Raw genomic sequence first — 21,231 nt, 5'->3', positions numbered from 1 at the left:
ATCGTCGCTGGCATGGCGCAGATCGCGGTGGTCCCCGGTTCCTTCGATCCCGTGACCCTCGGGCACCTCGACGTGATCGGGCGTGCGGCGGGGCTCTTCGACGAGGTGCACGTGCTCGTCGTGCACAACCCCGACAAGCGGCCCGCGATGTTCGACGCGGTCGACCGTGTCCGCCTCATCGAGGAGTCGCTCGTCGAGACGGGCGTGTCCGACAACGTCCGGGTCGGGGAGTGGACCTCGGGGCTGCTCGTCGACTACTGCCGGCAGGTCGGTGCGAAGGTCCTCGTCAAGGGCGTCCGATCCGGCGAGGACGTCGCGTACGAGACCCCGATGGCGATCATGAACCGCCACCTCGCCGACGTCGAGACGGTGTTCCTGCTGCCCGAGGCCGCCCGCGCCCACGTGTCGAGCTCGCTCATCCGTCAGGTGGCGTCCCTCGGCGGCGACGTGACCCCGTACGTGCCGCAGGTGGTCGCGGCGGCCCTCCACGAGCACACCGGGCGCTGAGCGCCGGACGCACGGAACCGGACACGCCCGCCCCCGCCTCGACTCGCAGGCCCGAGCGATGTAGGCTTGTCGATCGTGTCTTCCCACGTGAACAGCCCCTACGCCCTGCGCGTGCGCGACCTCGCGCACCGGCCGGGCGAGATGCGCGAGCACTCGCTCGACATCGCGGTGCCGGATGCGATGGGAGCGGGTGTCATCTCCGTCCGGGAAGGTGCCGAGATGCACATCGACCTCCGGCTCGAGGGCCTGCACGAGGGCGTCCTCGTCTCCGGGCACGCCAGCGCCGAGGCCGAGGGCGAGTGCTCCCGGTGCCTCATCGACATCAGCGAGCCCGTCGAGGTCGATTTCGCCGAGCTGTTCGCGTATGATGCCTCGGAGGATTTCGACTTCTTCGTTCACGATGACCACGTGGATTGTGAACAGGTCGTTCGAGATGCGGTGGTGCTGGCGCTGCCGTTCCAGCCGGTCTGCCGACCGGACTGCCCAGGCCTCGACCCGGTGACGGGCGAGCGACTGGCCGACATCGGCGAGCAGCGCGCTCACGAGGTCCTGGACCCGCGGTGGGCTGCGCTGAGCGGCATCACCCTCGACGACGCGACGAGCGGCGGCGAGGACACCGACGCAGCCAGCACGACCACGCCCCAGACCACCGAGGGTCAGGAGCGGTCCGACGCCGACCAGGCCGACTGACCGCCGCCCCTCGCCACTGACCACCGACCAACCGAAAGAGAACCACCATGGCCGTTCCCAAGCGCAAGCAGTCCCGTGCCAACACGCACGCCCGTCGTTCGCAGTGGAAGGCCGCGCCGGTCCAGCTCGTGAAGACGATCGAGAACGGCAAGGTCACCTACAGCCTCCCGCACCGCGCCAAGGTCGTCGAGGACTCCGCCGGCACGCCCCTGTACATGGAGTACAAGGGCCGCAAGGTCGCCGACGTCTGATCGGACCACACGCATGACAGCGACGTCCGGCGCCACGGGGTCCCGCCCCGTGGGGCCGGACGTCGTTCGTCTGCAGGGGATCCTCGGGGCCGACATCGACCTCGAGCTCCTGCAGCTCGCCCTGACCCACCGCTCGTACGCGTACGAGCACGGTGGCATCGGGCACAACGAACGCCTCGAGTTCCTCGGGGACTCGATCCTCGGCCAGGCCGTGACCGTGAAGCTCTACCGGTCCTTCCCCGACCTCGACGAAGGCGACCTCGCCAAGCGGCGCGCGAGCCTGGTGTCCACGGTCGCCCTCGCCGAGATCGCCCGCATGATCGGGCTCGGACAGTACCTCCGGCTCGGCAAGGGTGAAGAGCAGACCGGTGGCCGCGACAAGTCGTCGATCCTCGCCGACACGGTCGAGGCCGTGATCGGCGCGACCTACCTCTCCGCCGGCCCCGACCCGGCGACCGCGCTGGTGCTCCGGCTGGTCGAACCGCTCCTCATCGACCCGGACCGCTTCGGCGCCGCGATGGACCCGAAGACGAGCCTGCAGGAACTCGCGTCGAGCCTGTCGCTCGGCAACCCGTCGTACCGCGTGACCGAGGCCGGTCCCGACCACGACAAGACCTTCCACGCCACGGTCGTGCTCCAGGGCGAGGACGTCTCCACCGGTACCGGGTCGAGCAAGAAGACCGCCGAGATGGCAGCGGCGCTCCAGGCGTGGACGCAGCTCTCCGGCCGGGCGGCCTGACCGCGTGCCCGAACTGCCCGAGGTCGAGGTCGTCCGCGCCGGCCTCGAACCCGCCGTCAGCGGCGCGCGGGTCCTGAACGTGGACGTCGTCGACGACCGGGCACTGACCCGGCACGACGGTCCGGCCGAGGACTTCGCCGACCGCCTGACCGGGCGCACCATCGCCGCCGCGGTCCGTCGTGGCAAGTTCCTCTGGATGCCCCTGCAGCCCGAGCACGAGGGCGACCGACCCGAGGCCCTCGTGGCCCACCTCGGCATGAGCGGTCAGATCCTGCTCGGCCGCGGGCGCGAGGCGGCGAAGCACCGACGGATCCTCCTCGACGTCCAGCCCACTGGCACCGACCGCGACGGCTCCCCGGAGCCACCGGTCGAGCTCGAGTTCGTCGACCAGCGCACGTTCGGCTCGATGGCGATCGACGAGATGGTCCCGACGATCGACGGGGCGCCGGCCGGTTCCGCCGGACACGTCGACGAGGTCGATCCCGACGCCGTGTGGCGCCGGAGCATCCCGAAGCAGGTGTCGCACATCGCCCGCGACCCGCTCGACCCCGCGTTCGACGACGACCGCTTCATCGCCACCGCCCGGAAGCGCTCGAGCGGCATCAAGCGCGTCCTGCTCGACCAGGGCGTCGTGAGCGGCATCGGGAACATCTACGCCGACGAGTCCCTCTGGGCGGCCAGGCTGCACTACGACCGGCCGGCCGAGCGGCTGACCCGCGCCGACCTGCACGGCCTCCTGGCCGAGGTGCGGCACGTCCTCGGCCGTGCGCTGGAGGACGGCGGCACGAGCTTCGACGCGCAGTACGTCAACGTGAACGGGCAGTCCGGGTACTTCTCGCAGCGGTTGCACGTGTACGGGCAGCAGGGGAAGCCGTGCCCCCGGTGCGGCACCACGATCGTGCGTGAGGCCTTCATGAACCGATCGAGCCACATCTGCCCCGTGTGCCAACCACGCCCACGCCGTCGCACGCGTTAGCCTGACGCCCAACCAGAGCATCCGGAGACCGCATGTACTTGAAGAGCCTGACCATCAAGGGGTTCAAGTCCTTCGCGCAGCCGACGACGTTCGCGTTCGAACCGGGCGTCACGTGCATCGTCGGCCCGAACGGCTCCGGCAAGTCCAACGTCGTGGACGCCCTCGCCTGGGTGATGGGGGAGCAGGGGGCGAAGACCCTCCGTGGCGGCAAGATGGAGGACGTCATCTTCGCGGGCACCTCGACGCGCGGTCCGCTCGGCCGTGCGCAGGTGCTGCTGACGATCGACAACGCCGACGGCCTGCTGCCGATCGAGTACTCCGAGGTCACGATCTCCCGCACGCTCTTCCGCAACGGCGGCAGCGAGTACGCGATCAACGGCGAGAACTGCCGCCTGCTCGACGTCCAGGAGCTCCTGAGCGACACCGGCCTCGGCCGTGAGATGCACGTCATCGTCGGCCAGGGCCAGCTCGACAAGGTCCTGCACGCGACGCCCGAGGACCGCCGCGGCTTCATCGAGGAGGCCGCGGGCATCCTGAAGCACCGTCGACGCAAGGAGAAGACCCTCCGCAAGCTCGACGCGATGCAGACGAACCTGACGCGCCTGTCCGACCTCGCGGGGGAGATCCGCCGCCAGCTGAAGCCCCTCGGACGCCAGGCCGAGGTGGCGCGCAAGGCCCAGTCGGTCGCCGCGGTCGCCCGTGACGCCAAGGCCCGCATCCTCGCCGACGACGTCGTCCGCCTGCGCCGCGAGCTCCACGAGCACCAGGAGGTCGAGGCCGGACGCAAGTCCGAGCGCATCGTGCTGCAGGAACGGCTCGACCAGACCCGTGCCCGCCAGCAGCACGTCGAGCAGAGCATGGTCGGCGACGACGTCGACCGCGCCCGCACGGTGGTGCACCGGCTGGAGAGCGTGCAGGAGCGGCTCCGCGGCCTGTCGAGCCTGGCGAACCAGCGCCTGATGTTCCTCGCCCAGCAGGCCGACGCACCGCAGCAGGGCCCCACGATCACGCCGGAGCAGGTGCAGGGCGTCCGGAACGAAGCCGACCGGCTCGAGGCGCAGGCGGCGGAGATGACCGGCGGCACGGCCGTGGCGGCGCAGCGGGTGCAGGCGGCCCGTGCGGCGCTCGACGCCCTCGACGAACGGATCGCCGCCCAGGCGGCCCTCGTCTCGCAGCACGACCTCGAGGCCCAGCGCCTCGGGTCCGCGGTGGACGTGGCGACGTCGAAGCGCGGCTCCGCGGCGGCCGACCGGGAACGGCGCGAGCGGGCGCTGGCCGAGGCGGGGGAGCGGTCCGAACGGGCGGCTGCGGCCCTCGCCGAACTCGGCGCGGACCCGTCCGAGGGCATCGACGAGGACGCGCTGACCGCCGCGCTCGAGACCGCCCGCGAGCAGCAGGAAGCGGCCCAGGCGGCGCGTGACGAACTCCGTGACCGCCTGCACGCCCTCGAGCGCGAACGGGACGCCCTGGACGCCCGTGTCGCCGCGCTCGGCATGTCGATCGACGTCCGTGACGGTTCGCAGGCGCTCATCGAGGCCGGGCGCGACGGCATCGTGGGTCGCCTCGCGGACCGTCTCAGCGTGACGCCCGGGTTCGAGGGGGCGATCGCGATCGCCCTCGACGGGCTCGCCGACGCCGTCCTCGCCGACGACCGGTCCGTCGCGCTCGACGCCGTCGCGCACGCCCGCACCGAGGACATCGGACGCATCGACGTCGTGGTCGCCGATGCCGACGCCCCGCCGTCCGGACTGCCCGCGCGGCTCCCGGCCGGGGTCCGCCGCGCACTCGACCTCGTGCAGGGTCCGCCGGCGATCGCCGCGATCCTGCGGGACACGCTCGTCGCCGACACCGACGGGGTCGACCTGGAGGCGGTGCTCACCGCCGCACCGCAGGCCACGGTGGTGACGCGGTCCGGTGACCTCGTCCGTGCGGTCCGCGTGACGGGCGGCGGGGAGCGCGTGACCTCGCGCATCGAACTCGTCGCGGAACGCGACGACGCCGTGACCCGCCGCGACGCGATCGCGCGCGACGCCGAGGACGCGGCCACGCGCCTCCAGGCCGCCCGCACCGCCGTCGAGGACGCACGTCGCGCGGCGGACGACGCGGACGCTGCCTCGCGCGCCCACGCCCGGGCGAAGGCGGAGTACGACCGGACCAGCGCGTCGACCCGCGCGAAGGTGGAGAACGCGGCCGCCGAGGTCGAGCGACTGCGTGCGGCCCTCGCCGAGACCGACGGTGCGGTCGAGGCTGCCGAGGCGGCCCTGGCCGAGGCGGAACGCGCACGCCAGGAGTTCGCCGACCGTCCGCGCCCCGTCGTCGACGCGTCCGAGCGCCCCGGGTTGCAGGACGCGCTCGAGGCCGCACGCGCCGCCGAGATCGAGCAACGCATCCAGGTCGAGACCGTCCGCGAGCGTGTCCGTGCGGAGCGGACCCGCGCCGACCAGCTGGAGCGGCAGCTCGAGGCCGAACGTGCCGCAGCGGCGGAGGCCGCACGACTCGCCGTGATCCGCCGTGGGCAGATCGCCGTCGCCGAGGACGTGCTCGCCGACCTGCCCGGGCTGCTCGGTGCCGTCGACCGGTCCCTCGCCGAGGCCCGCGTGCAGCTCGCCACCGAGGAGGCCGAGCGGTCGAAGCGGAACACCGAGCTCCAGACGATCCGGAACGAGGAGCGCGAACTCCGCGACCGCCTGCAGTCCATCACCGACGGCGTGCACTCGCTCGAGATGGAGATCTACGAGAAGAAGCTGCACGTGTCCGGCGTGCTCGACCGGGCGCAGAGCGAGCTCGGGCTCGTCGAGGCCGTGCTCGTCGCCGAGTACGGGCCACACGTGCCGGTGCCGGTGGACGTCCTGATCGACCCCCGGGTCCTCGCCCGGAAGCACCGCGACGCCGAGCGGGCGGCCGCTGCCGCCGCGGCGGGGACGGCCCTGGACGGCGCGGTGCCGGAGGCGACGGTGGAGGACGGGGCCGAGCCGCGCCTCCAGTCCGACGACTCGCCGACCGACGGCGACTCGCCGACCGACGCCGACCCGACCGACGCCGACCCGACCTCCGACGACGACGACGACCTGGTCGAACCGGTCGACGCGGAGTCGACGCTCCCGGGCGGTCCCGCCCTGCCCGAGTTCGACGCCACCGAGGACGTCGACCCCGCCGACGTCGAGACGGTGCCGTACGTCCGCGCCGACCAGGAGCGACGGCTCAAGGCCGCTGAGCGGGACCTCGGGCAGCTCGGCAAGGTGAACCCGCTCGCGCTCGAGGAGTTCCAGGCGCTCGAACAGCGCCACGCGTTCCTCGCCGAGCAGCTCGAGGACCTGCAGAAGACCCGGACCGACCTGATGACGATCATCGACGAGCTCGACCAGAAGATGCAGACGATCTTCGAGTCCGCGTTCGACGACACGAAGGAGGCGTTCGACGTCATCTTCCCGATCCTCTTCCCCGGCGGCTCCGGGTCGATCACGCTGACGAACCCCGACGACCTGCTGAACACCGGCATCGAGGTGCAGGTGAAGCCCGCTGGCAAGAAGATCGACCGGCTGACCCTGCTGTCCGGCGGCGAGCGGTCCCTGGCCGCGGTGGCGCTGCTCGTGGCGATCTTCACCGCCCGCCCGTCGCCGTTCTACATCATGGACGAGGTCGAGGCGGCGCTCGACGACGCCAACCTCGGGCGGCTGCTGACGGTGTTCGAGCGGCTGCGGGCGTCGTCGCAGCTCATCGTGATCACGCACCAGAAGCGCACGATGGAGATCGCGGACGCGCTGTACGGGGTCTCGATGCGGCAGGACGGCGTCTCCGCCGTCGTCGGCCAGCGCGTGCAGAAGCGGTCGCCGGAGCCGGCGGTCGCGTAGGCCCGAGTCCGAGACTCGGCTCCGCGGACAGTTTCGTGCCCTCGCGACCACGAAACTGTCCGCATGGCCGAGACTCGGCGCACCGCCGGCCTGCGGGACCACAGACGGACGGGAGGCGCGGTGCCAGCTGGCACCGCGCCTCCCGTCCGCCAGGCGGCCGCGACTAGTGCGCGTCGGCCTCGACGGCCTCCTTCGGCTCGCCCGTCGGGGTGAGCCCGCGCTCCTGGCGACGCTTCGACACCACGAGCGACGCCACCGTGGCGACCGCGATCGTCAGCATGATGAAGCCCAGCGAGAACCAGATCGGGATCTCCGGAGCCCACTCGATGTGCTCGCCGCCGTTGATGAAGGGCAGCTCGTTGACGTGCATGGCGTGGAAGACGAGCTTGACGCCGATGAACCCGAGGATGACCGCGAGGCCCTGCCCGAGGTAGATGAGGCGTTCGAGCAGCCCGGCGATGAGGAAGTACAGCTGACGGAGCCCGAGCAGCGAGAACGCGTTCGCGGTGAACACGATGAAGGCGTCCTGCGTCAGCCCGAAGATCGCGGGGATCGAGTCGAGCGCGAAGAGCACGTCGGTGAGGCCGATCGCGACCATCACGAGCAGCATCGGCGTGAAGAGGCGCTTGCCGTCGACCTTCGTGGTGAGGCGGTCGCCGTCGTAGTGGTCCGAGGTCGGGATGACGCGCTTGAGGATGCGGATCAGGCGGGAGTCACCCTCGTCGCCACCGTGGTCGTTGCCGCTGCGGGCCTGCGACCAGGCGAGCCAGAAGAGCAGCGCGCCGAACAGATAGAACACCCACGAGAAGTTGTCGATGATCGTGACGCCGAGGGCGATGAAGATGCCGCGTGCGACGAGGGCGATCGCGACGCCGACGAGCAGGACCTTCTGCTGGAACTCCTTCGGCACGGCGAAGCTCGTCATGATGATGAGGAAGACGAACAGGTTGTCGACCGACAGTGCCTTCTCGGTCAGCCACCCGGCGAAGTACTCACCGCCGGCCTGTCCGCCGCCGAAGACGAGGATGCCGACACCGAAGAGGATCGCGAGCCCGACGTAGAACGCCGACCAGAACGCGGATTCCCTGATGTGCGGGACGTGCGGGGTGCGCACGTGCGAGAAGAAGTCGAACACCAGCAGCGCGAGGATGCCTGCGATGGTGAGGAGCCAGACGAAGAGTGGGACGTCCACGGGTTTCCTTCAGGTCGATGGGCGCAACCAGGTGGTGGGTACGCCGAGGCCTGAAGGTCTCTTCCGCCGCGGTCCGCACGATGTGTCGACCACGACCGGCGCCCCGGGCCCGGATCGTTCCGGACCGTACTGACGGGGACACCGAGGAGGAATACTCCCCTTCGTGGTGTCGAGCGTACCGGGCGCGGCCCACATGCGCCGCGCTCTAAGCTGGGAACATGGCGAGTTCCTGGTCACTGTCCTCCCGGCTGCGCGGGCTGTTCCAGCGCAAGACGATCGACGAGACCACGTGGGAGGACCTCGAGACGGCGCTCATCGGTGCGGACTTCGGCCCGGACATCGCCGACGAGATCATCGAGGACCTCCACGCGCGCGTCGACCGCTACGGCACGACGGACCCCGCCGACCTCCAGCGGATGCTGCGCGAGGTGCTCGAGGAACGGCTGTCGAAGCTCGACACCACGCTGAAGCTCAGCAACCGGCCGGCGGTCGTGCTCGTCGTCGGGGTGAACGGCGTCGGCAAGACCACGACCATCGGCAAGTTCGCGAAGTTCCTCAAGACGTACGACCGCACCGTGCTCGTCGGTGCGGCGGACACCTTCCGCGCCGCCGCGGTCGAGCAGGTCGCGACGTGGGCGGAGCGAGCGGGCGTCGAGGTCGTGCGACCGGCCCAGCCCGGGCAGGACCCGGCGTCGGTCGCCTACCAGACGGTCGAGAAGGCCATCAGGGACAACACCGAGATCGTCGTCATCGACACCGCCGGCCGACTGCACACCAAGGCCGGGCTGATGGACGAGCTCACCAAGATCAAGCGCGTGGTCGAGAAGCAGACCGAGATCGCCGAGGTCCTGCTCGTGCTCGACGCCACGACCGGCCAGAACGGCCTCGCGCAGGCACAGGCGTTCATCGAGGGCGCCGGCGTCACCGGCCTCGTCATCACCAAGCTCGACGGCTCGGCCAAGGCCGGGTTCGTGCTGAGCGTGCAGGAGAAGACGGGCATCCCGATCAAGCTCATCGGCCAGGGCGAGGGCATCAACGACCTCACCGGTTTCACCCCGCACGTGTTCGTGCAGAACCTCGTCGGCTGATTCCGGGTACCGTCTGCGCAGTACAGGGATCGTCCAGGTACACGGAAGGAGCCCTCACATGCCCGCTCTGCTGATCATCGCGATCATCGTCGGCCTCGTCCTGCTCTTCAGCGGCATCTTCGTCGGTGCCCTGAAGTTCCTGCTGTGGGTCGGGATCGTCCTCATCATCCTGGCCGTCATCGGCTGGCTGCTCAGGAGCATCCGCGGTCGCGCGTAGCGACCGACGCGTCCGTCACGGACGCATGCGCGGAACGGGAGGCGCGGTGCCAGCTGGCACCGCGCCTCCCGTCCGTCGTCCGTCCGGTCCCACCGCTCAGACGGCCTGGCGACCCGGCGTCGCGTCGAGCAGGTGGGACAGGTGCTCCGGCACCGTGCCGCCGCGGGTGACCGTGGCACGCGCCCAGAGGCGCCCGGCCCGGTAGGACGACCGGACCAGCGGCCCGGCGAGGACCCCGGCGAAGCCCATCTCCTCGGCCACCTCGCGCAGGGCGACGAACTCCTCGGGTGCGACCCACCGCGCGACCGGCAGATGCCGCGGCGACGGGCGGAGGTACTGCGTCAGCGTGATGATGTCCGTGCCGGCGTCGTACAACCGCTGCAGGGCGTCCTCGATCTCGATGCGCTCCTCGCCCATGCCGAGGATCAGGTTCGACTTCGTGACCAGCCCCGCGTCGCGTCCCTGCGTGATGACGTCGAGGGAGCGCTCGAAGGTGAACGCCGGGCGGATGCGCTTGAAGATCCGGGGCACGGTCTCGACGTTGTGGGCGAAGACCTCGGGGCGGGCGGCGAACACCTGTCCGAGCTGGTCCGGGCGGCCGTTGAAGTCGGGCACGAGGATCTCGACGCCGGTGCCGGGGGAGTGCTCGTGGATCTGGCGGATCGTCTCCGCGTAGAGCCAGGCGCCACCGTCGGGCAGGTCGTCGCGGGCCACACCGGTGACCGTGGCGTACTTGAGGCCCATCTCGGCGACGGAGTCCGCGACCCGGCGGGGCTCGTCGCGGTCGAGCGGCTCGGGCTTGCCGGTGTCGATCTGGCAGAAGTCGCAGCGGCGCGTGCATTGCGAGCCGCCGATGAGGAAGGTGGCCTCGCGGTCCTCCCAGCACTCGAAGATGTTCGGGCAGCCGGCCTCCTGGCAGACGGTGTGCAGCTGCTTGCTCCGCACGAGGCCGGACAGCTCGCGGAACTCCGGGCCCTGGGTGGCGCGGGTCTTGATCCACGCCGGCTTGGTCTCGATCGGGGTCTCGGCATTGCGGGCCTCGACGCGGAGCATCCGGCGGCCTTCGGGGGCGAGGGTCATACGAGGGTCTCCTGTCGTGTGGGCGTGGTGGCGGGCGTGCCCGCGGCGCTGCTGATCCGGTGTCCGGCGTGCATGCCCCGCTCTGCGGCGCGGAGGCGGTCGAGCACCACGGGGACGATCTCGTCGACCGTCACGGTGCGACCTGCTGCGCGGCTGAGGGTGGTCACCCCCGCGTCGCTGATCCCGCACGGCACGATCGCGGCGTAGGCGTCGAGGCTGTTCGTGCAGTTGATCGCGAGGCCGTGGCTCGTCACCCCCTCGGCGACGTGCAGGCCGATCGCGCCGACCTTGGCGTGCGGGGCACCGGCCGGGCCGGGGACCCAGGCGCCGCTGCGTCCCGGGACCCGCTCGGCGAGCACACCCACGGCGGCCGCCGCGTCGACGATGACCTGCTCGAGGTCCCGCACCCAGGCGACGACGTCGAGCGGCTCGGCCAGCCGGACGACCGGGTACGCGACGAGCTGCCCCGGTCCGTGCCAGGTGATCCGTCCGCCGCGGTCGACGTCGACCACGGGGGAGCCGTCCGTCGGCAGGTCGGACGGTTCGGTGCGACGCCCGGCGGTGTACACGGACGGGTGCTCGCACAGGACGACGGCCCCGGGTGAGCGGCCGGCGACGACGTCGGCGTGGAGGGCCCGCTGCAGTGCGAGTCCCTCGGCGTGGTCCAGCAACCCGGACGGGCGCACGATGTCGAGTTCCGGCATGCGCGCCAGGCTACGACAGTTTCTGTACTCCGTCCAACAACGGCATCGACGGGTGTCCGGAGGTCACGGCACGCGGACGTCCTGCCACGTTGCCGTGCGGAGCTCCTCCTCGTACAGCGCACGAGCCCGTGGCAGGTGGCGTCGTTCGACCGCGAAGACGTGCACCGCGATGCCCGCCCACAGCACCCCGGGGAAGAGCGCGAGCACGACGTCCTGCCAGTCGGTCGCGTCGAACAGCTGCGGGACGACCAGCGCGAGGATCAGGACGGCCAGGACCGCGGAGAGCCACGCGAACCAGCTGGTCCGGTCCACGAAGTGTGCGAGCCACCGGACCCGCCGTCGGGCGGGGACGCCGACCGGCTCCGGACCCCCTCGAACCCACTCCCGCAGCGCCCGCTGGGTGGCGTACCCGCCGATGGTGGCCCAGGCGACGACGACGAGGACGGTCACGAGCACCCCTGCGCCGATGCCGACGGCCACGACGGTCGACACCGGGATCGCGAACCGCGACGCGAACACGGCGGCGGCGAACCCGCAGAGCAGTGCGACGGCAGCGGCGCGGGCCCAGCCGCCGAGGTCGATCTCCCGGAGGTGCATGCGACGGACAGTAGTCCGGGGCTTGACCTGAAGCGCGGTTGAGGGTGTCGGGTGGGGCCATGCGCATCCGCCAGGTCCAGCTCGCCACCCGCTCCCTCGACGACACCGCCCGCTGCTACGAGCGACTCGGGTGCGCCGTGCTCGCCGACGACGACTCGGTCCGGGTCACGGTCGGGGCGTCGCAGCTCGTCTTCCGGGAGCTCGACGGGATGACCGGGGCGCACCACCTCGCGTTCACGATCCCGACCGGGACGTTCGCGGACGCGAAGCGCCGGGTGGCCGAGGTCGCGACGGTGCTCGGGGCGGACGGTGCCGACGAGTTCGAGGGGCCGGCGGGCTGGGACTCGCGGTCGGTGTACTTCGAGGGGCCCGACCGGCAGCTGCTCGAGCTCATCGAGCGACGGGAGCTCCCCGACGGCAACGCCGCGCCGACCGCCGGACAGGGCGCGCCGGCCACCGGGCAGGCCGCGCCGCTCGCCCCGCTGTTCGTGTCGGTCAGTGAGGTCGGCATCGCCGTCCCCGACGTCCCCGGGGCGGTCGAGGCCCTCCGCCAGCACGGACTCGACCCCTACGCCAACCCGCCGGGGCCCGACTTCGCCCCCGTCGGCGACGTCGACGGGCTGCTCATCCTGGTGTCGCCCGGTCGGCAGTGGTTCCCGACGCTCGACCGAGCCCCGTCGTCGGCTCCGGTGGTGGTCGATCTCGGGCTCGGCACGACGGTGGAACTCGCCGAGGGCGTCCTCCTGCGGTGAACGGGCGAGAGCGTCCGGGCGGGGCCTTGTAGAATCGACGGATCATGGCGCAATTCGGTTCACTCTCCGATCGGCTGACCGAGACCTTCCGCAACCTGCGGAGCAAGGGTCGGCTGACTCCGTCCGACGTCGACGGCACCGTCCGCGAGATCCGGCGGGCGCTCCTCGACGCCGACGTCGCGCTCGAGGTCGTCAAGGCGTTCACCGCAGCCGTCCGCGAGCGGGCCCTCTCCGACGAGGTCAACCGTGCGCTCAACCCGGCGCAGCAGGTCGTCCAGATCGTCAACGAGGAACTCGTCGGCATCCTCGGCGGCCAGCAGCGGCGTCTCGAGTTCGCGAAGCGGCCCCCGACGGTCATCATGCTCGCGGGCCTCCAGGGCGCCGGCAAGACCACGCTCGCCGGCAAGCTCGGCAAGTGGCTCAAGAAGGACGGCCACACGCCGATGCTCGTCGCGGCGGACCTCCAGCGTCCGAACGCCGTGCAGCAGCTGCAGGTCGTCGGCGAACAGGCCGGCGTGCACGTGTTCGCGCCGGAGCCCGGCAACGGCGTCGGCGACCCGGTCAAGGTCGCGAAGAACGCCATCAAGGCCGCGGTCGACCAGCAGTACGACACCGTCATCGTGGACACCGCCGGTCGTCTCGGCGTCGACGCCGAGCTCATGAAGCAGGCCGCGAACATCCGCAAGGCCGTCGACCCCGACGAGGTCCTCTTCGTCATCGACGCGATGATCGGTCAGGACGCGGTCAACACCGCCCGCGCCTTCCAGGAAGGCGTCGACTTCACCGGCGTCGTCCTCTCGAAGCTCGACGGCGACGCCCGCGGTGGTGCGGCCCTGTCGGTCGCCAGCGTGACCGGCCGTCCGATCATGTTCGCCTCCACGGGCGAGGGGCTCGACGACTTCGAGCCGTTCCACCCGGACCGCATGGCGAGCCGCATCCTCGACCTCGGTGACATCCTCTCCCTCATCGAGCAGGCGCAGGGTGCCTTCGACGAAGAAGAAGCGCGCAAGGTCGCCGAGAAGATCGCGAGCGACTCGTTCACGCTCAACGACTTCCTCGAGCAGATGCAGCAGCTCCGCAAGGCCGGCTCGATCAAGGGCATGCTCGGCATGCTCCCCGGCGCCAAGGGCATGCGCGAGGCGCTCGACAACTTCGACGAGCGCGAGATCGTCCGCACCGAGGCGATCATCCAGTCGATGACCCCGCAGGAGCGCGAGCTGCCGAAGCTCCTCAACGGCTCCCGCCGCCTCCGCATCGCCAAGGGTGCCGGCTCCACCGTGACCGAGGTCAACGCCCTCGTGAACCGGTTCGAGCAGGCCGCGAAGATGATGAAGACCGTCGCCCGCGGTGGCGTCCCGCAGATGCCCGGCATGGGGCCGATCCCCGGTATGCACGGCGGCAAGAAGCAGCAGCAGGGCGGCAAGAAGAAGTCCAAGGTCGGCAACCCGGCGAAGCGTGCGGCGCTCGCCGCGGGTGCGGCCGCGGCGCCGCAGCAGGCGCCGAAGGGGTCCGGTCTCGGGCTCGGCGGCGGCAAGGGCGGCAAGGCGCCGACCGAGGAAGAGCTCGCGTCGCTGCAGAAGTTCCTGGGTCGCTGACGCGGCTCGCGATCGCAACCAGTTGACTGACTGGAGGCGCGGTGCCGGCTGGCACCGCGCCTCCCGTCCGTCGGTCAGCGCTTGGACCGCTTGAGCCAGGCCCGCAGGTCGGCGTACGTCCCGTCGTCCTCGCCGAAGAGGACGACGTTGCGCGCGGCGTCCAGCCAGGCACCGGTGGACGGGCGCACCTCACCGAGGGCACCGAGCAGGTCCCCCATGCCGATCAGCCGGACCGACCCGGTCGTGACGCTGTCCATGAGCGCCCGTTCCGCGGCGACCTCGCAGACGTAGGCGATGTCCGCGCCCGAGAACCCCTCGGTGCGCTTCGCGAGCGCTGCGGCGTCGATGCCCTCGACGGGTCGGTCCCGCAGGTGGCTGCGGAAGACCGCCTCGCGCGCGGGGGCGTCCGGCGGCAGCACGAGCACGGTGCGGTCGAGCCGTCCGGGTCGGCGGAGCGCGGGGTCGACGTCCCAGGGCTGGTTCGTCGCCGCCAGTACGAACACGCCCTCGTTCCCGCCGTCGATGCCGTCCAGCTCGGTGAGGAGCTGGTTCACCATCCCGCGGACGTGCGAGCTCCGGGTCTGACTGCGCCGTTGTCCGAGCGCGTCGACCTCGTCGAAGAACACCACGCAGGGCGCCGCAGCCCGGGCGGCGCGGAACACGGCCTCGATGTTCCGTTCGCTCTGGCCGACGTAGGGGTCGAGCACGTCGGTGATCGAGACGCTCATGAACCGTGCGCCGAGTTCGCCCGCGACGGCCCGGGCGATGAACGTCTTGCCACAGCCTGGCGGCCCGTACAGGAGCAGGCCACCGCGGAGGCTCTTGCCGTAGAGCGTGCGCAGCTCGGGATTCGCGAGCGGTGCGAGGAACGCCGCGGTCAGGCGCTGCTTCACGGTCTCCATGCCACCGACGTCGGCGAACCGGACACCCGCGCGCTCGACGGAGAACGCCGACGCGGGGTCCGGGTCCGGGCCGTCGTCGTCGACGAACGCCGGTTCGACGATGTGCTCCACCTGCTGCTCGGCGGCGTGCCAGTCGAACCCGGTCGCGGACGGGGGACCGGCGTCGTCCGTCGCGGCGTCGTCCGGTCCGGGCGCGGCGGGGCCGGCCGTCGCGTGGGGTTGCAGTGCCTCGAGCATGAGCGCCCGGGCCGCGGCGTCGTCGGGGGCGACCGAGACCGCTGCCGCCGCTTCGGTCGTGGCCTCGACCCGGCGCCCCGCGTCGAGGAGCAGGCGGCCGAGGTGGACCCGGAGCGTGACGTCCTCCGGAGCGGCCACCACGGCTCGCCGGATCGCGTCGATCAGTGGGTCGTCGTCCATCGGGACTCCTCGTCCGTCGTCGTTCACCACGGGTTCCCCCAGCCGTCGTCGCCGTGGTCGGTCCGGCCCTCGTCGACCTCCTGCCGCACGGGCGTGGTCTTCGGGAACGCGCGCATCGTGCTCCGGATGCGCACCGAGGCGACGACCACCCCGACGAACACGAGTCCCTGTGCCACCACGGCCGCGACCGGCGGGAGGAAGAGCCCCACGACCGAGACGGCCGTCGCGGCCCCGAGCACGCCGACGGTCGTCGTCCACCCGGGGACCGCCCGTCGCGCCGCGCGCACGAGGAACCCCGTCCGGGGCCGGGTCTCGGCGGCGAACCGGAGCACGACGACCACCACGAGCGCGAGTCCGATCACCGGCGGGAGCGTCGTGTACCAGCGGCCGGTGTCCGACGGCGCGTCGAGGGAGACCAGGTACTGGAAGCCGGTCATCAGGGCGCCGGCACCGAGTCCGAACCGGATGCGCGCGAGCGGGTTGAGGACCCCGACGACGAGGTTCCGTCGGGCGAGCGCGTTCGTGGGGTCCGTCGCGAGGATCCCGGCGAACGCGAGCGCGGACTCGCCGTCGTGACCCCGCCGGAGTCGCGACACCGCGAAGTTGTGCCGTGCGCCGCGGTCCTCCGGGGCGAGCTCGAGGCCGCGTCGGTAGGCGGCCTGGGCGTCGCGCTGCCGTCCTGCCGCGAGCAGGAGGTCGCCGTGTCGGCGGTGCGCCATCGGTTCGAGCGGCGCCAGCCGCACGGTCTCGTAGCTCGCACGGAGCGCCTCGGGTCGACGACGCTCGTCGAGCCAGAGGGCGTCGGCCACCGCGAGGTGTGCGAGCCACGACCCGGGATCGGCCTCGACGGATCGGCGCGCGGCGGCGACGGCTCCGGTCTGGTCACCCGAGCGGACCAGGGTCGTCGAGAGGATCCGGAGTGCGACGGAGTCGGTGGGGGCGAGGCCGACCGCGCGTCGGGCCTCGTCCTGGGCCTCGTCCGGACGGTCGAGCGCCAGGAGGGCCAGCGCCCGGACGCGGTGCCCGGCGACCGAAGCGCCCTGGTCCCGTTCGACGACGGCGAGGTCGGCGAGGGCGTCGGCGGGCCGTCCCGCGTCGATCAGCGCGGCCGCGCGCTGGACGGTCGGCCCTGCTCCGCGTTCCGCGTTCCCCCCTGTCACAGGGGAACTGTAGCGGTCGCGCGGACTCCCGCACGTCCCCCAGGACGGGAGGCGCGGTGCCGGCCGGCACCGCGCCTCCCGTTCGTCGGACGGTGACGGTCAGAGCGAGTCGCGCAGCTCGGTGACCAGGTGCCGGACGACGGCGCGGAGGTCCCCGCCGTTCTCCTGCGCGACCTGCAACTGCCGCTGGTAGGAGGCACCGTCCGCGATCATCGTGTCGAGGTGGTGCAGCTCCTGCTGGCACCCGAGACGGTCCGCCACCGGGTCGAGCCGCTGCACGAGGTCGTGCACCTCGTCGGTCACGAGCCGCTCGTCGCCGGCCGCGTTCGTGATGATCTCGGCCTCCATGCCGTACCGGGCCGCGCGCCACTTGTTCTCGCGGACGAACCAGGGCTGCATGGTCGGCAGGGTCTCGCCGGCGTCGAGCCGGTCGGACATCTCGGTGACGAGGCACTGGACGAGCGCGGTCACGGCCCCGACCTCGTGCAGGGTCGAGATGCCGTCGGAGACGCGGTTCTCGAGGGTGCCCCAGCCGGGCGACGGGCGGATGTCCCAGCGGAGGTCCTTGACGCCCTCGATGACGCCGGTGCGGGTGAGGTCGTCGACGACCTCCTCGAAGTTCGCCCACGCGCCGAGTGCCGGCGGCAGGCCACCGGTCGGCAGCTGCTGGAACATCAGGGCGCGGTTCGAGGCGTACCCGGTGTCGGTCCCCGCCCAGAACGGGCTCGAGGCGGTGAAGGCCTGCAGGTGCGGGACGTACGCGAGCATCGCGCCGAGGATCGGCAGCGCCTTGTCGCGGTCGTCGATGCCGACGTGGACATGCACGCCCCAGATGAGCATCTGACGGCCCCACCACCGGGTGCGGTCGATGAGGGTCGTGTAGTGCTCGCTGTCCGGCGTGATCTCCTGCTGGTCCCACACGGCGAAGGGGTGGGTGCCGGCGCACATGACCTGCGCGTCGAGCGGTTCGGCGGCGTCGACGACCTCGCCGATGATGCCGGACAGCTCGCTCGTGGCACCGCTCACCCGCGAGTGGACGCCGGTGACGACCTCGACCGTGTTCGTCAGGAGCTCCTCGGTCACCCGGTCGTGATCACCGAGCCGCTGCTGCACCGCCTGGATGACGGCGGGGGCACGCGGGGTCAGGTCGCCGGTGTCCCGGTCGACCAGGGGGAGCTCCCACTCGACGCCGATGGTCGACGGGCGGGACTCGGTGAAACGGATGTCCATGCTGTACATCCTGCCCGGCTCCTTGTCGGACACGCACAAGGAACCGCACTCCCGGTCGTGCGGATCCGATTCACAGACGATCCACACCGGGCGTACCGTAGTAACGCTCAACAGGGAAGAGGTAGGCATGCAGCTGGTCGTGCGCGGGACGAACGCACCGCTCGTCGGAGAACTCGACATCCCGGTCTCGAAGTACCACGCGCACCGCGCGCTGGTGCTCGCGTCGCTGGCGAAGGGGACGAGCATCGTCTCCGGCATCAGTGCGACCCGGCAGGTCGAGTGGACCGTGGGCACGCTCCGTGCCCTCGGCGTCGACGTCAAGCGTCGCGGGAACGAGTACCACGTCACCGGCCTCGGCGGTCGGTACGAGGCCACCGACGTCGTCGACCACGGCTCCCGGGGCGCCGACGGGCTCCTCAACATGGGCTCCTCGGGCACCACGCTCTACTTCATGACGGGGCTCGCGTCGCTGGCGGACAAGCCGATGACCCTCTCGGGCATGAAGTACTTCCAGCGCCGCCCGATCAAGGCCCTGCTCACCTCGCTCACCCAGATGGGCATCGAGCTCGAGGCCACGAACGACTGCCCGCCGGTCACCGTGCAGCCGAAGCGTCCGCGCGGCGGCGACGTCCAGATCGCCGGCACCCTGTCGCAGTGGATCTCCGGCCTGCTCCTCGTCGCGCCCTTCGCGGAGGAGGAGACCCGGATCCACATCACCGGCGGACGGCTCAACGAGCAGCCGTACGTCGAGCTGACCGTGCGCATGATGCGCCAGTTCGGCCTCACGGTCGAGGTGTCCGACGACTGGCTCGAGTACCGGATCCCGGCGAACCAGCAGGCCACCCCGCACGACTACGTGATCCCGCCGGACATCGGCTCGGCGGCGTTCGGCATCGCCGCGGCCGGCATCCGCGAGTCGAACGTGCTGCTCCGCGGCATGACGGCGTTCACCACCGCCGAGACCGACCACCCGGAGAGCGAGTTCCTCGACCTCGCCACGGCGATGGGCGTCCCGATGCGGATCGACGAGGAGACCGGCTTCGTGCGCATCGAGCACGACGGCTCCCCGCTGCGCCCCCTCGACATCGACTGCCAGCCGATCCCGGACCTGCTGCCGATCCTGTCCACGATGGCGACCTTCGCCGAGGGCACGACCCGGCTCTGGAACGTCGCGCACATCCGGTTGAAGGAGTCCGACCGCGTCGCGGCGATGCTCCAGCTCAACCGACTGGGCGGCCGCGCCGAGCAGGGCGCCGACGAGCTGCGCGTCACCGGTGTCCGTCCTGGTGACCTGCACGGGTCGCCGATGTCCTCGTTCAACGACCACCGCGTGCTGATGTCGCTGGCCGTCGCCGCGTCGAAGGCCGACGGCGTCTCCGCCCTCACCTACCCGCGCGCCTACCGGATCTCCTACCCGACCTTCCTCGAGGCGATGAACTCGGTCGGCCTCGACATGGAGGTCGGCGACGGCGCCGAGGCGCAGATCGCCCGCGACGACCGGATCGACGCCGCCGAGGCCGCTGCGGAGAGCACGGACCTGGGGGAGGAGCAGGAGACGGTGACGAGCGCGCTGCCCGAGCTCGCCGGCGTCGACGCCGACCCGCTCGTCCTCAGCGAGAAGGTCCGCGTCCTCTCCCAGCAGGACCCGGACGGCCTCGCCGTGATCGAGGTCGGCGGCCCCGAGCCGGTGAACACGACGTGGCGCGAGCTGCAGGACGAGGCCGACAAGGTCTCCGCCCTGCTCCTCGAGCTCGGCGTCCGCACGGGCGAGTCCGTGGCGATGCAGCTGCCGAACTGGCGCGAGTTCGTCTCGATCACGCTCGGTGCGATCCAGATCGGTGCCGTCGCGACGCCGATCATGCCCGTGTTCGGTCCCCGCGAGACCACGATGACGCTGGCCCGGTCCCGCGCCCGCGTGGTCTTCCTGCCGAACGTCTTCCGGAAGCGTCGCCCGGCGCTCGAACTGCTCGAGGTCATCGACGAGGCGAAGGCCCAGAAGCGCCGCCTGTCGGTCGAGCACGTGGTCGTGCTCCGCTCCGAGGCCCGCGGGCAGGCGGACAGCCCGACGAACCAGCCGCCGCTGCCCGCCGACGCCGCCGACCGCGTCGCCGCGAGCGAGTGGAACTGGCGCTACTTCGACACCGCGCTCGACTCGGTCCAGGTGGACGTCGATCAGATCCTGTCCCACGCGCCCGGCCCGGACGACGTCTGCCAGCTGCTCTTCACCTCCGGCACGACCGGCGAGCCGAAGGGCGTGCAGCACCCGCACCGCACGCTCGGCCTGGCGACCGCGATGCACGTCGCGCAGTCCGGCCTGACGAGCGAGGACCGGATCTACATCCCGTCGCCGCTCGCCCACCAGACCGGGTTCCTGTACGGCATGCTCCTGGCCTTCCGGCTCGGCGCACCGCAGGTCATCCAGCCCGTGTGGGACGGCACCGTCGCGCTCGAGCAGGCGTTCGGTGCCGCGAAGGCCACGTTCGTGCAGTGCGCGACGCCGTTCCTGACCGACCTCGTCGACCTCGTCGAGGCCGGGGCCGGACAGCCCGAGTCCCTCCGGATCTTCGTGCCGACGGGCGCCGCGGTGCCCCGCGCACTGGCCCAGCGTGCCGCGACGGTCCTCGGCACCGCGATCCTCGGCGCGTTCGGCACGAGCGAGACCTGCCTCGGGGGGCTCTCCAGCCCGACCGACGACCCGGCGGACGCTTACGGCCACGACGGTCGCGCGCTGCCCGGCATCCGGATCCGCATCGTCGACGACGAGGGGCACGAGCTGCCGGCGGACACCGAGGGCAACTTCGAGCTGCACTCGCCGACGATGTTCGACGGGTACCTCGACCGGCAGGACCTCACGGACGACGTCTTCACCGAGGACGGCTGGTACAAGACCGGTGACCTCGCGAAGGTCGACGCCAAGGGCTTCCTGTCCATCACCGGCCGCGTCAAGGACGTCATCAACCGCGGTGGCGAGAAGATCCCGGTCGTCGAGATCGAGAACCTGCTCTACCAGCACCCGCTCGTCACCGACGTGGCGATCGTCGCGATGCCGGACGCCCGCCTCGGGGAGCGCGCCTGCGCGTTCGTCGTGCCGGCGGCCGGAGCTGAGCAGCTCGACTTCGCCGCGATGCAGCACGCGCTCGACAAGGCCGGCGTGAGCAAGTACTACTGGCCTGAGCGTCTCGAGTACATCGCCGAGCTGCCGCGCAACGCGGTCGGCAAGGTCCAGAAGAACGTCCTGCGCGAGCAGGCAGCCGCGCTCGTCGCGACGAAGGAGAACTGACAG

18 protein-coding genes are annotated in these 21,231 nt (G+C 71.5%); 11 read left to right on the top strand and 7 right to left on the bottom strand.

What is annotated here, in order from left to right:
* Nucleotides 1-12 precede the first annotated feature (12 nt).
* The 6 genes from coaD to ACEN8D_RS04790 all read left to right on the top strand — a co-directional run bounded on the left by coaD (nt 13) and on the right by ACEN8D_RS04790 (nt 7,014).
* Nucleotides 13-507, top strand: coding sequence for a pantetheine-phosphate adenylyltransferase (coaD, locus tag ACEN8D_RS04815; protein WP_070416419.1), 495 nt, complete (start codon nt 13-15; stop codon nt 505-507).
* An 87-nt stretch (nt 508-594) separates the two neighbouring features.
* Nucleotides 595-1,197, top strand: coding sequence for a YceD family protein (locus tag ACEN8D_RS04810; protein WP_070416418.1), 603 nt, complete (start codon nt 595-597; stop codon nt 1,195-1,197).
* 47 nt (nt 1,198-1,244) lie between these two features.
* Nucleotides 1,245-1,448, top strand: a complete 204-nt coding sequence (rpmF, locus tag ACEN8D_RS04805; protein WP_022905230.1) for a 50S ribosomal protein L32 — start codon at nt 1,245-1,247, stop codon at nt 1,446-1,448.
* 13 nt (nt 1,449-1,461) lie between these two features.
* Nucleotides 1,462-2,187, top strand: coding sequence for a ribonuclease III (gene rnc / locus ACEN8D_RS04800; RefSeq protein WP_229086630.1), 726 nt, complete (start codon nt 1,462-1,464; stop codon nt 2,185-2,187).
* 4 nt (nt 2,188-2,191) lie between these two features.
* A complete protein-coding gene (gene mutM, locus ACEN8D_RS04795; protein ID WP_413398389.1) occupies nt 2,192-3,163 on the top strand; it encodes a bifunctional DNA-formamidopyrimidine glycosylase/DNA-(apurinic or apyrimidinic site) lyase in 972 nt (323 codons plus the stop codon).
* Nucleotides 3,164-3,195: 32 nt separating this feature from the next.
* Nucleotides 3,196-7,014 carry an AAA family ATPase gene (locus tag ACEN8D_RS04790; RefSeq protein WP_495601175.1) on the top strand — a complete coding sequence of 1,273 codons (3,819 nt, stop codon included), beginning with the start codon at nt 3,196-3,198 and terminating at the stop codon, nt 7,012-7,014.
* A 163-nt stretch (nt 7,015-7,177) separates the two neighbouring features.
* Here ACEN8D_RS04790 and ACEN8D_RS04785 read toward each other — a convergent pair whose 3' ends face one another.
* Nucleotides 7,178-8,206: a TerC family protein gene (locus ACEN8D_RS04785; RefSeq protein ID WP_309779852.1), complete on the bottom strand. Its 1,029-nt coding sequence runs from the start codon at nt 8,204-8,206 to the stop codon at nt 7,178-7,180.
* 218 nt (nt 8,207-8,424) lie between these two features.
* Here ACEN8D_RS04785 and ftsY point away from each other — a divergent pair, with 218 nt between their 5' ends.
* The gene (gene ftsY / locus ACEN8D_RS04780) at nt 8,425-9,294 is read left to right on the top strand and encodes a signal recognition particle-docking protein FtsY (RefSeq protein WP_070416414.1); all 870 of its coding nucleotides are present in this window, start codon (nt 8,425-8,427) and stop codon (nt 9,292-9,294) included.
* Nucleotides 9,295-9,352: 58 nt separating this feature from the next.
* Nucleotides 9,353-9,511 carry a DUF4175 domain-containing protein gene (locus ACEN8D_RS04775; RefSeq protein WP_139199230.1) on the top strand — a complete coding sequence of 53 codons (159 nt, stop codon included), beginning with the start codon at nt 9,353-9,355 and terminating at the stop codon, nt 9,509-9,511.
* Nucleotides 9,512-9,607: 96 nt separating this feature from the next.
* Here ACEN8D_RS04775 and lipA read toward each other — a convergent pair whose 3' ends face one another.
* The 3 genes from lipA to ACEN8D_RS04760 all read right to left on the bottom strand — a co-directional run bounded on the left by lipA (nt 9,608) and on the right by ACEN8D_RS04760 (nt 11,892).
* A complete protein-coding gene (gene lipA, locus ACEN8D_RS04770; protein WP_309779850.1) occupies nt 9,608-10,591 on the bottom strand; it encodes a lipoyl synthase in 984 nt (327 codons plus the stop codon).
* Nucleotides 10,588-11,295: a lipoyl(octanoyl) transferase LipB gene (lipB, locus tag ACEN8D_RS04765; protein ID WP_413461800.1), complete on the bottom strand. Its 708-nt coding sequence runs from the start codon at nt 11,293-11,295 to the stop codon at nt 10,588-10,590. Before lipB ends, lipA begins: the two co-directional genes overlap by 4 nt.
* Before the next feature lie 63 nt (nt 11,296-11,358).
* The gene (locus tag ACEN8D_RS04760) at nt 11,359-11,892 is read right to left on the bottom strand and encodes a hypothetical protein (RefSeq protein ID WP_309779848.1); all 534 of its coding nucleotides are present in this window, start codon (nt 11,890-11,892) and stop codon (nt 11,359-11,361) included.
* 59 nt (nt 11,893-11,951) lie between these two features.
* Between ACEN8D_RS04760 and ACEN8D_RS04755 the strand changes: the two genes are divergently transcribed.
* Together ACEN8D_RS04755 and ffh are read left to right on the top strand one after the other, a co-directional pair.
* Nucleotides 11,952-12,644: a VOC family protein gene (locus ACEN8D_RS04755; RefSeq protein ID WP_413399561.1), complete on the top strand. Its 693-nt coding sequence runs from the start codon at nt 11,952-11,954 to the stop codon at nt 12,642-12,644.
* Nucleotides 12,645-12,688: 44 nt separating this feature from the next.
* Complete coding sequence (gene ffh / locus ACEN8D_RS04750) at nt 12,689-14,239, top strand: signal recognition particle protein (protein WP_022905829.1); 1,551 nt, start codon at nt 12,689-12,691, stop codon at nt 14,237-14,239.
* Between the two features lie 74 nt (nt 14,240-14,313).
* Here the strand turns inward: ffh and ACEN8D_RS04745 are convergent, their stop codons facing one another.
* The 3 genes from ACEN8D_RS04745 to ACEN8D_RS04735 form a co-directional block, all read right to left on the bottom strand.
* Complete coding sequence (locus ACEN8D_RS04745) at nt 14,314-15,558, bottom strand: ATP-binding protein (protein ID WP_309779846.1); 1,245 nt, start codon at nt 15,556-15,558, stop codon at nt 14,314-14,316.
* Between the two features lie 23 nt (nt 15,559-15,581).
* Complete coding sequence (locus tag ACEN8D_RS04740) at nt 15,582-16,718, bottom strand: tetratricopeptide repeat protein (RefSeq protein WP_413461405.1); 1,137 nt, start codon at nt 16,716-16,718, stop codon at nt 15,582-15,584.
* Between the two features lie 99 nt (nt 16,719-16,817).
* The gene (locus tag ACEN8D_RS04735; RefSeq protein WP_217637395.1) at nt 16,818-17,957 is read right to left on the bottom strand and encodes a glutamate--cysteine ligase; all 1,140 of its coding nucleotides are present in this window, start codon (nt 17,955-17,957) and stop codon (nt 16,818-16,820) included.
* Nucleotides 17,958-18,075: 118 nt separating this feature from the next.
* Here ACEN8D_RS04735 and aroA point away from each other — a divergent pair, with 118 nt between their 5' ends.
* Entirely contained in the window at nt 18,076-21,228 is a 3,153-nt protein-coding gene (gene aroA, locus ACEN8D_RS04730; RefSeq protein WP_413398712.1) for a 3-phosphoshikimate 1-carboxyvinyltransferase, read from the top strand.
* Nucleotides 21,229-21,231 lie beyond the last annotated feature (3 nt).

This window comes from Curtobacterium sp. Curtsp22, from assembly GCF_059492135.1.
This window is presented reverse-complemented; position numbering and strand designations above follow the sequence as displayed.

What these genes read in the sequence shown, in the direction of transcription:
- ACEN8D_RS04735 (WP_217637395.1), bottom strand. Translation starts at nt 17,957, where the DNA reads ATGTACAGCATGGACATCCGTTTCACCGAGTCCCGCCCGTCGACCATC.
- ACEN8D_RS04755 (WP_413399561.1), top strand. Translation starts at nt 11,952, where the DNA reads ATGCGCATCCGCCAGGTCCAGCTCGCCACCCGCTCCCTCGACGACACC.
- rpmF (WP_022905230.1), top strand. Translation starts at nt 1,245, where the DNA reads ATGGCCGTTCCCAAGCGCAAGCAGTCCCGTGCCAACACGCACGCCCGT.
- ACEN8D_RS04760 (WP_309779848.1), bottom strand. Translation starts at nt 11,892, where the DNA reads ATGCACCTCCGGGAGATCGACCTCGGCGGCTGGGCCCGCGCCGCTGCC.
- rnc (WP_229086630.1), top strand. Translation starts at nt 1,462, where the DNA reads ATGACAGCGACGTCCGGCGCCACGGGGTCCCGCCCCGTGGGGCCGGAC.
- coaD (WP_070416419.1), top strand. Translation starts at nt 13, where the DNA reads ATGGCGCAGATCGCGGTGGTCCCCGGTTCCTTCGATCCCGTGACCCTC.
- ftsY (WP_070416414.1), top strand. Translation starts at nt 8,425, where the DNA reads ATGGCGAGTTCCTGGTCACTGTCCTCCCGGCTGCGCGGGCTGTTCCAG.
- ACEN8D_RS04790 (WP_495601175.1), top strand. Translation starts at nt 3,196, where the DNA reads ATGTACTTGAAGAGCCTGACCATCAAGGGGTTCAAGTCCTTCGCGCAG.
- aroA (WP_413398712.1), top strand. Translation starts at nt 18,076, where the DNA reads ATGCAGCTGGTCGTGCGCGGGACGAACGCACCGCTCGTCGGAGAACTC.
- lipA (WP_309779850.1), bottom strand. Translation starts at nt 10,591, where the DNA reads ATGACCCTCGCCCCCGAAGGCCGCCGGATGCTCCGCGTCGAGGCCCGC.
- ACEN8D_RS04745 (WP_309779846.1), bottom strand. Translation starts at nt 15,558, where the DNA reads ATGGACGACGACCCACTGATCGACGCGATCCGGCGAGCCGTGGTGGCC.
- ACEN8D_RS04775 (WP_139199230.1), top strand. Translation starts at nt 9,353, where the DNA reads ATGCCCGCTCTGCTGATCATCGCGATCATCGTCGGCCTCGTCCTGCTC.
- ffh (WP_022905829.1), top strand. Translation starts at nt 12,689, where the DNA reads ATGGCGCAATTCGGTTCACTCTCCGATCGGCTGACCGAGACCTTCCGC.
- lipB (WP_413461800.1), bottom strand. Translation starts at nt 11,295, where the DNA reads ATGCCGGAACTCGACATCGTGCGCCCGTCCGGGTTGCTGGACCACGCC.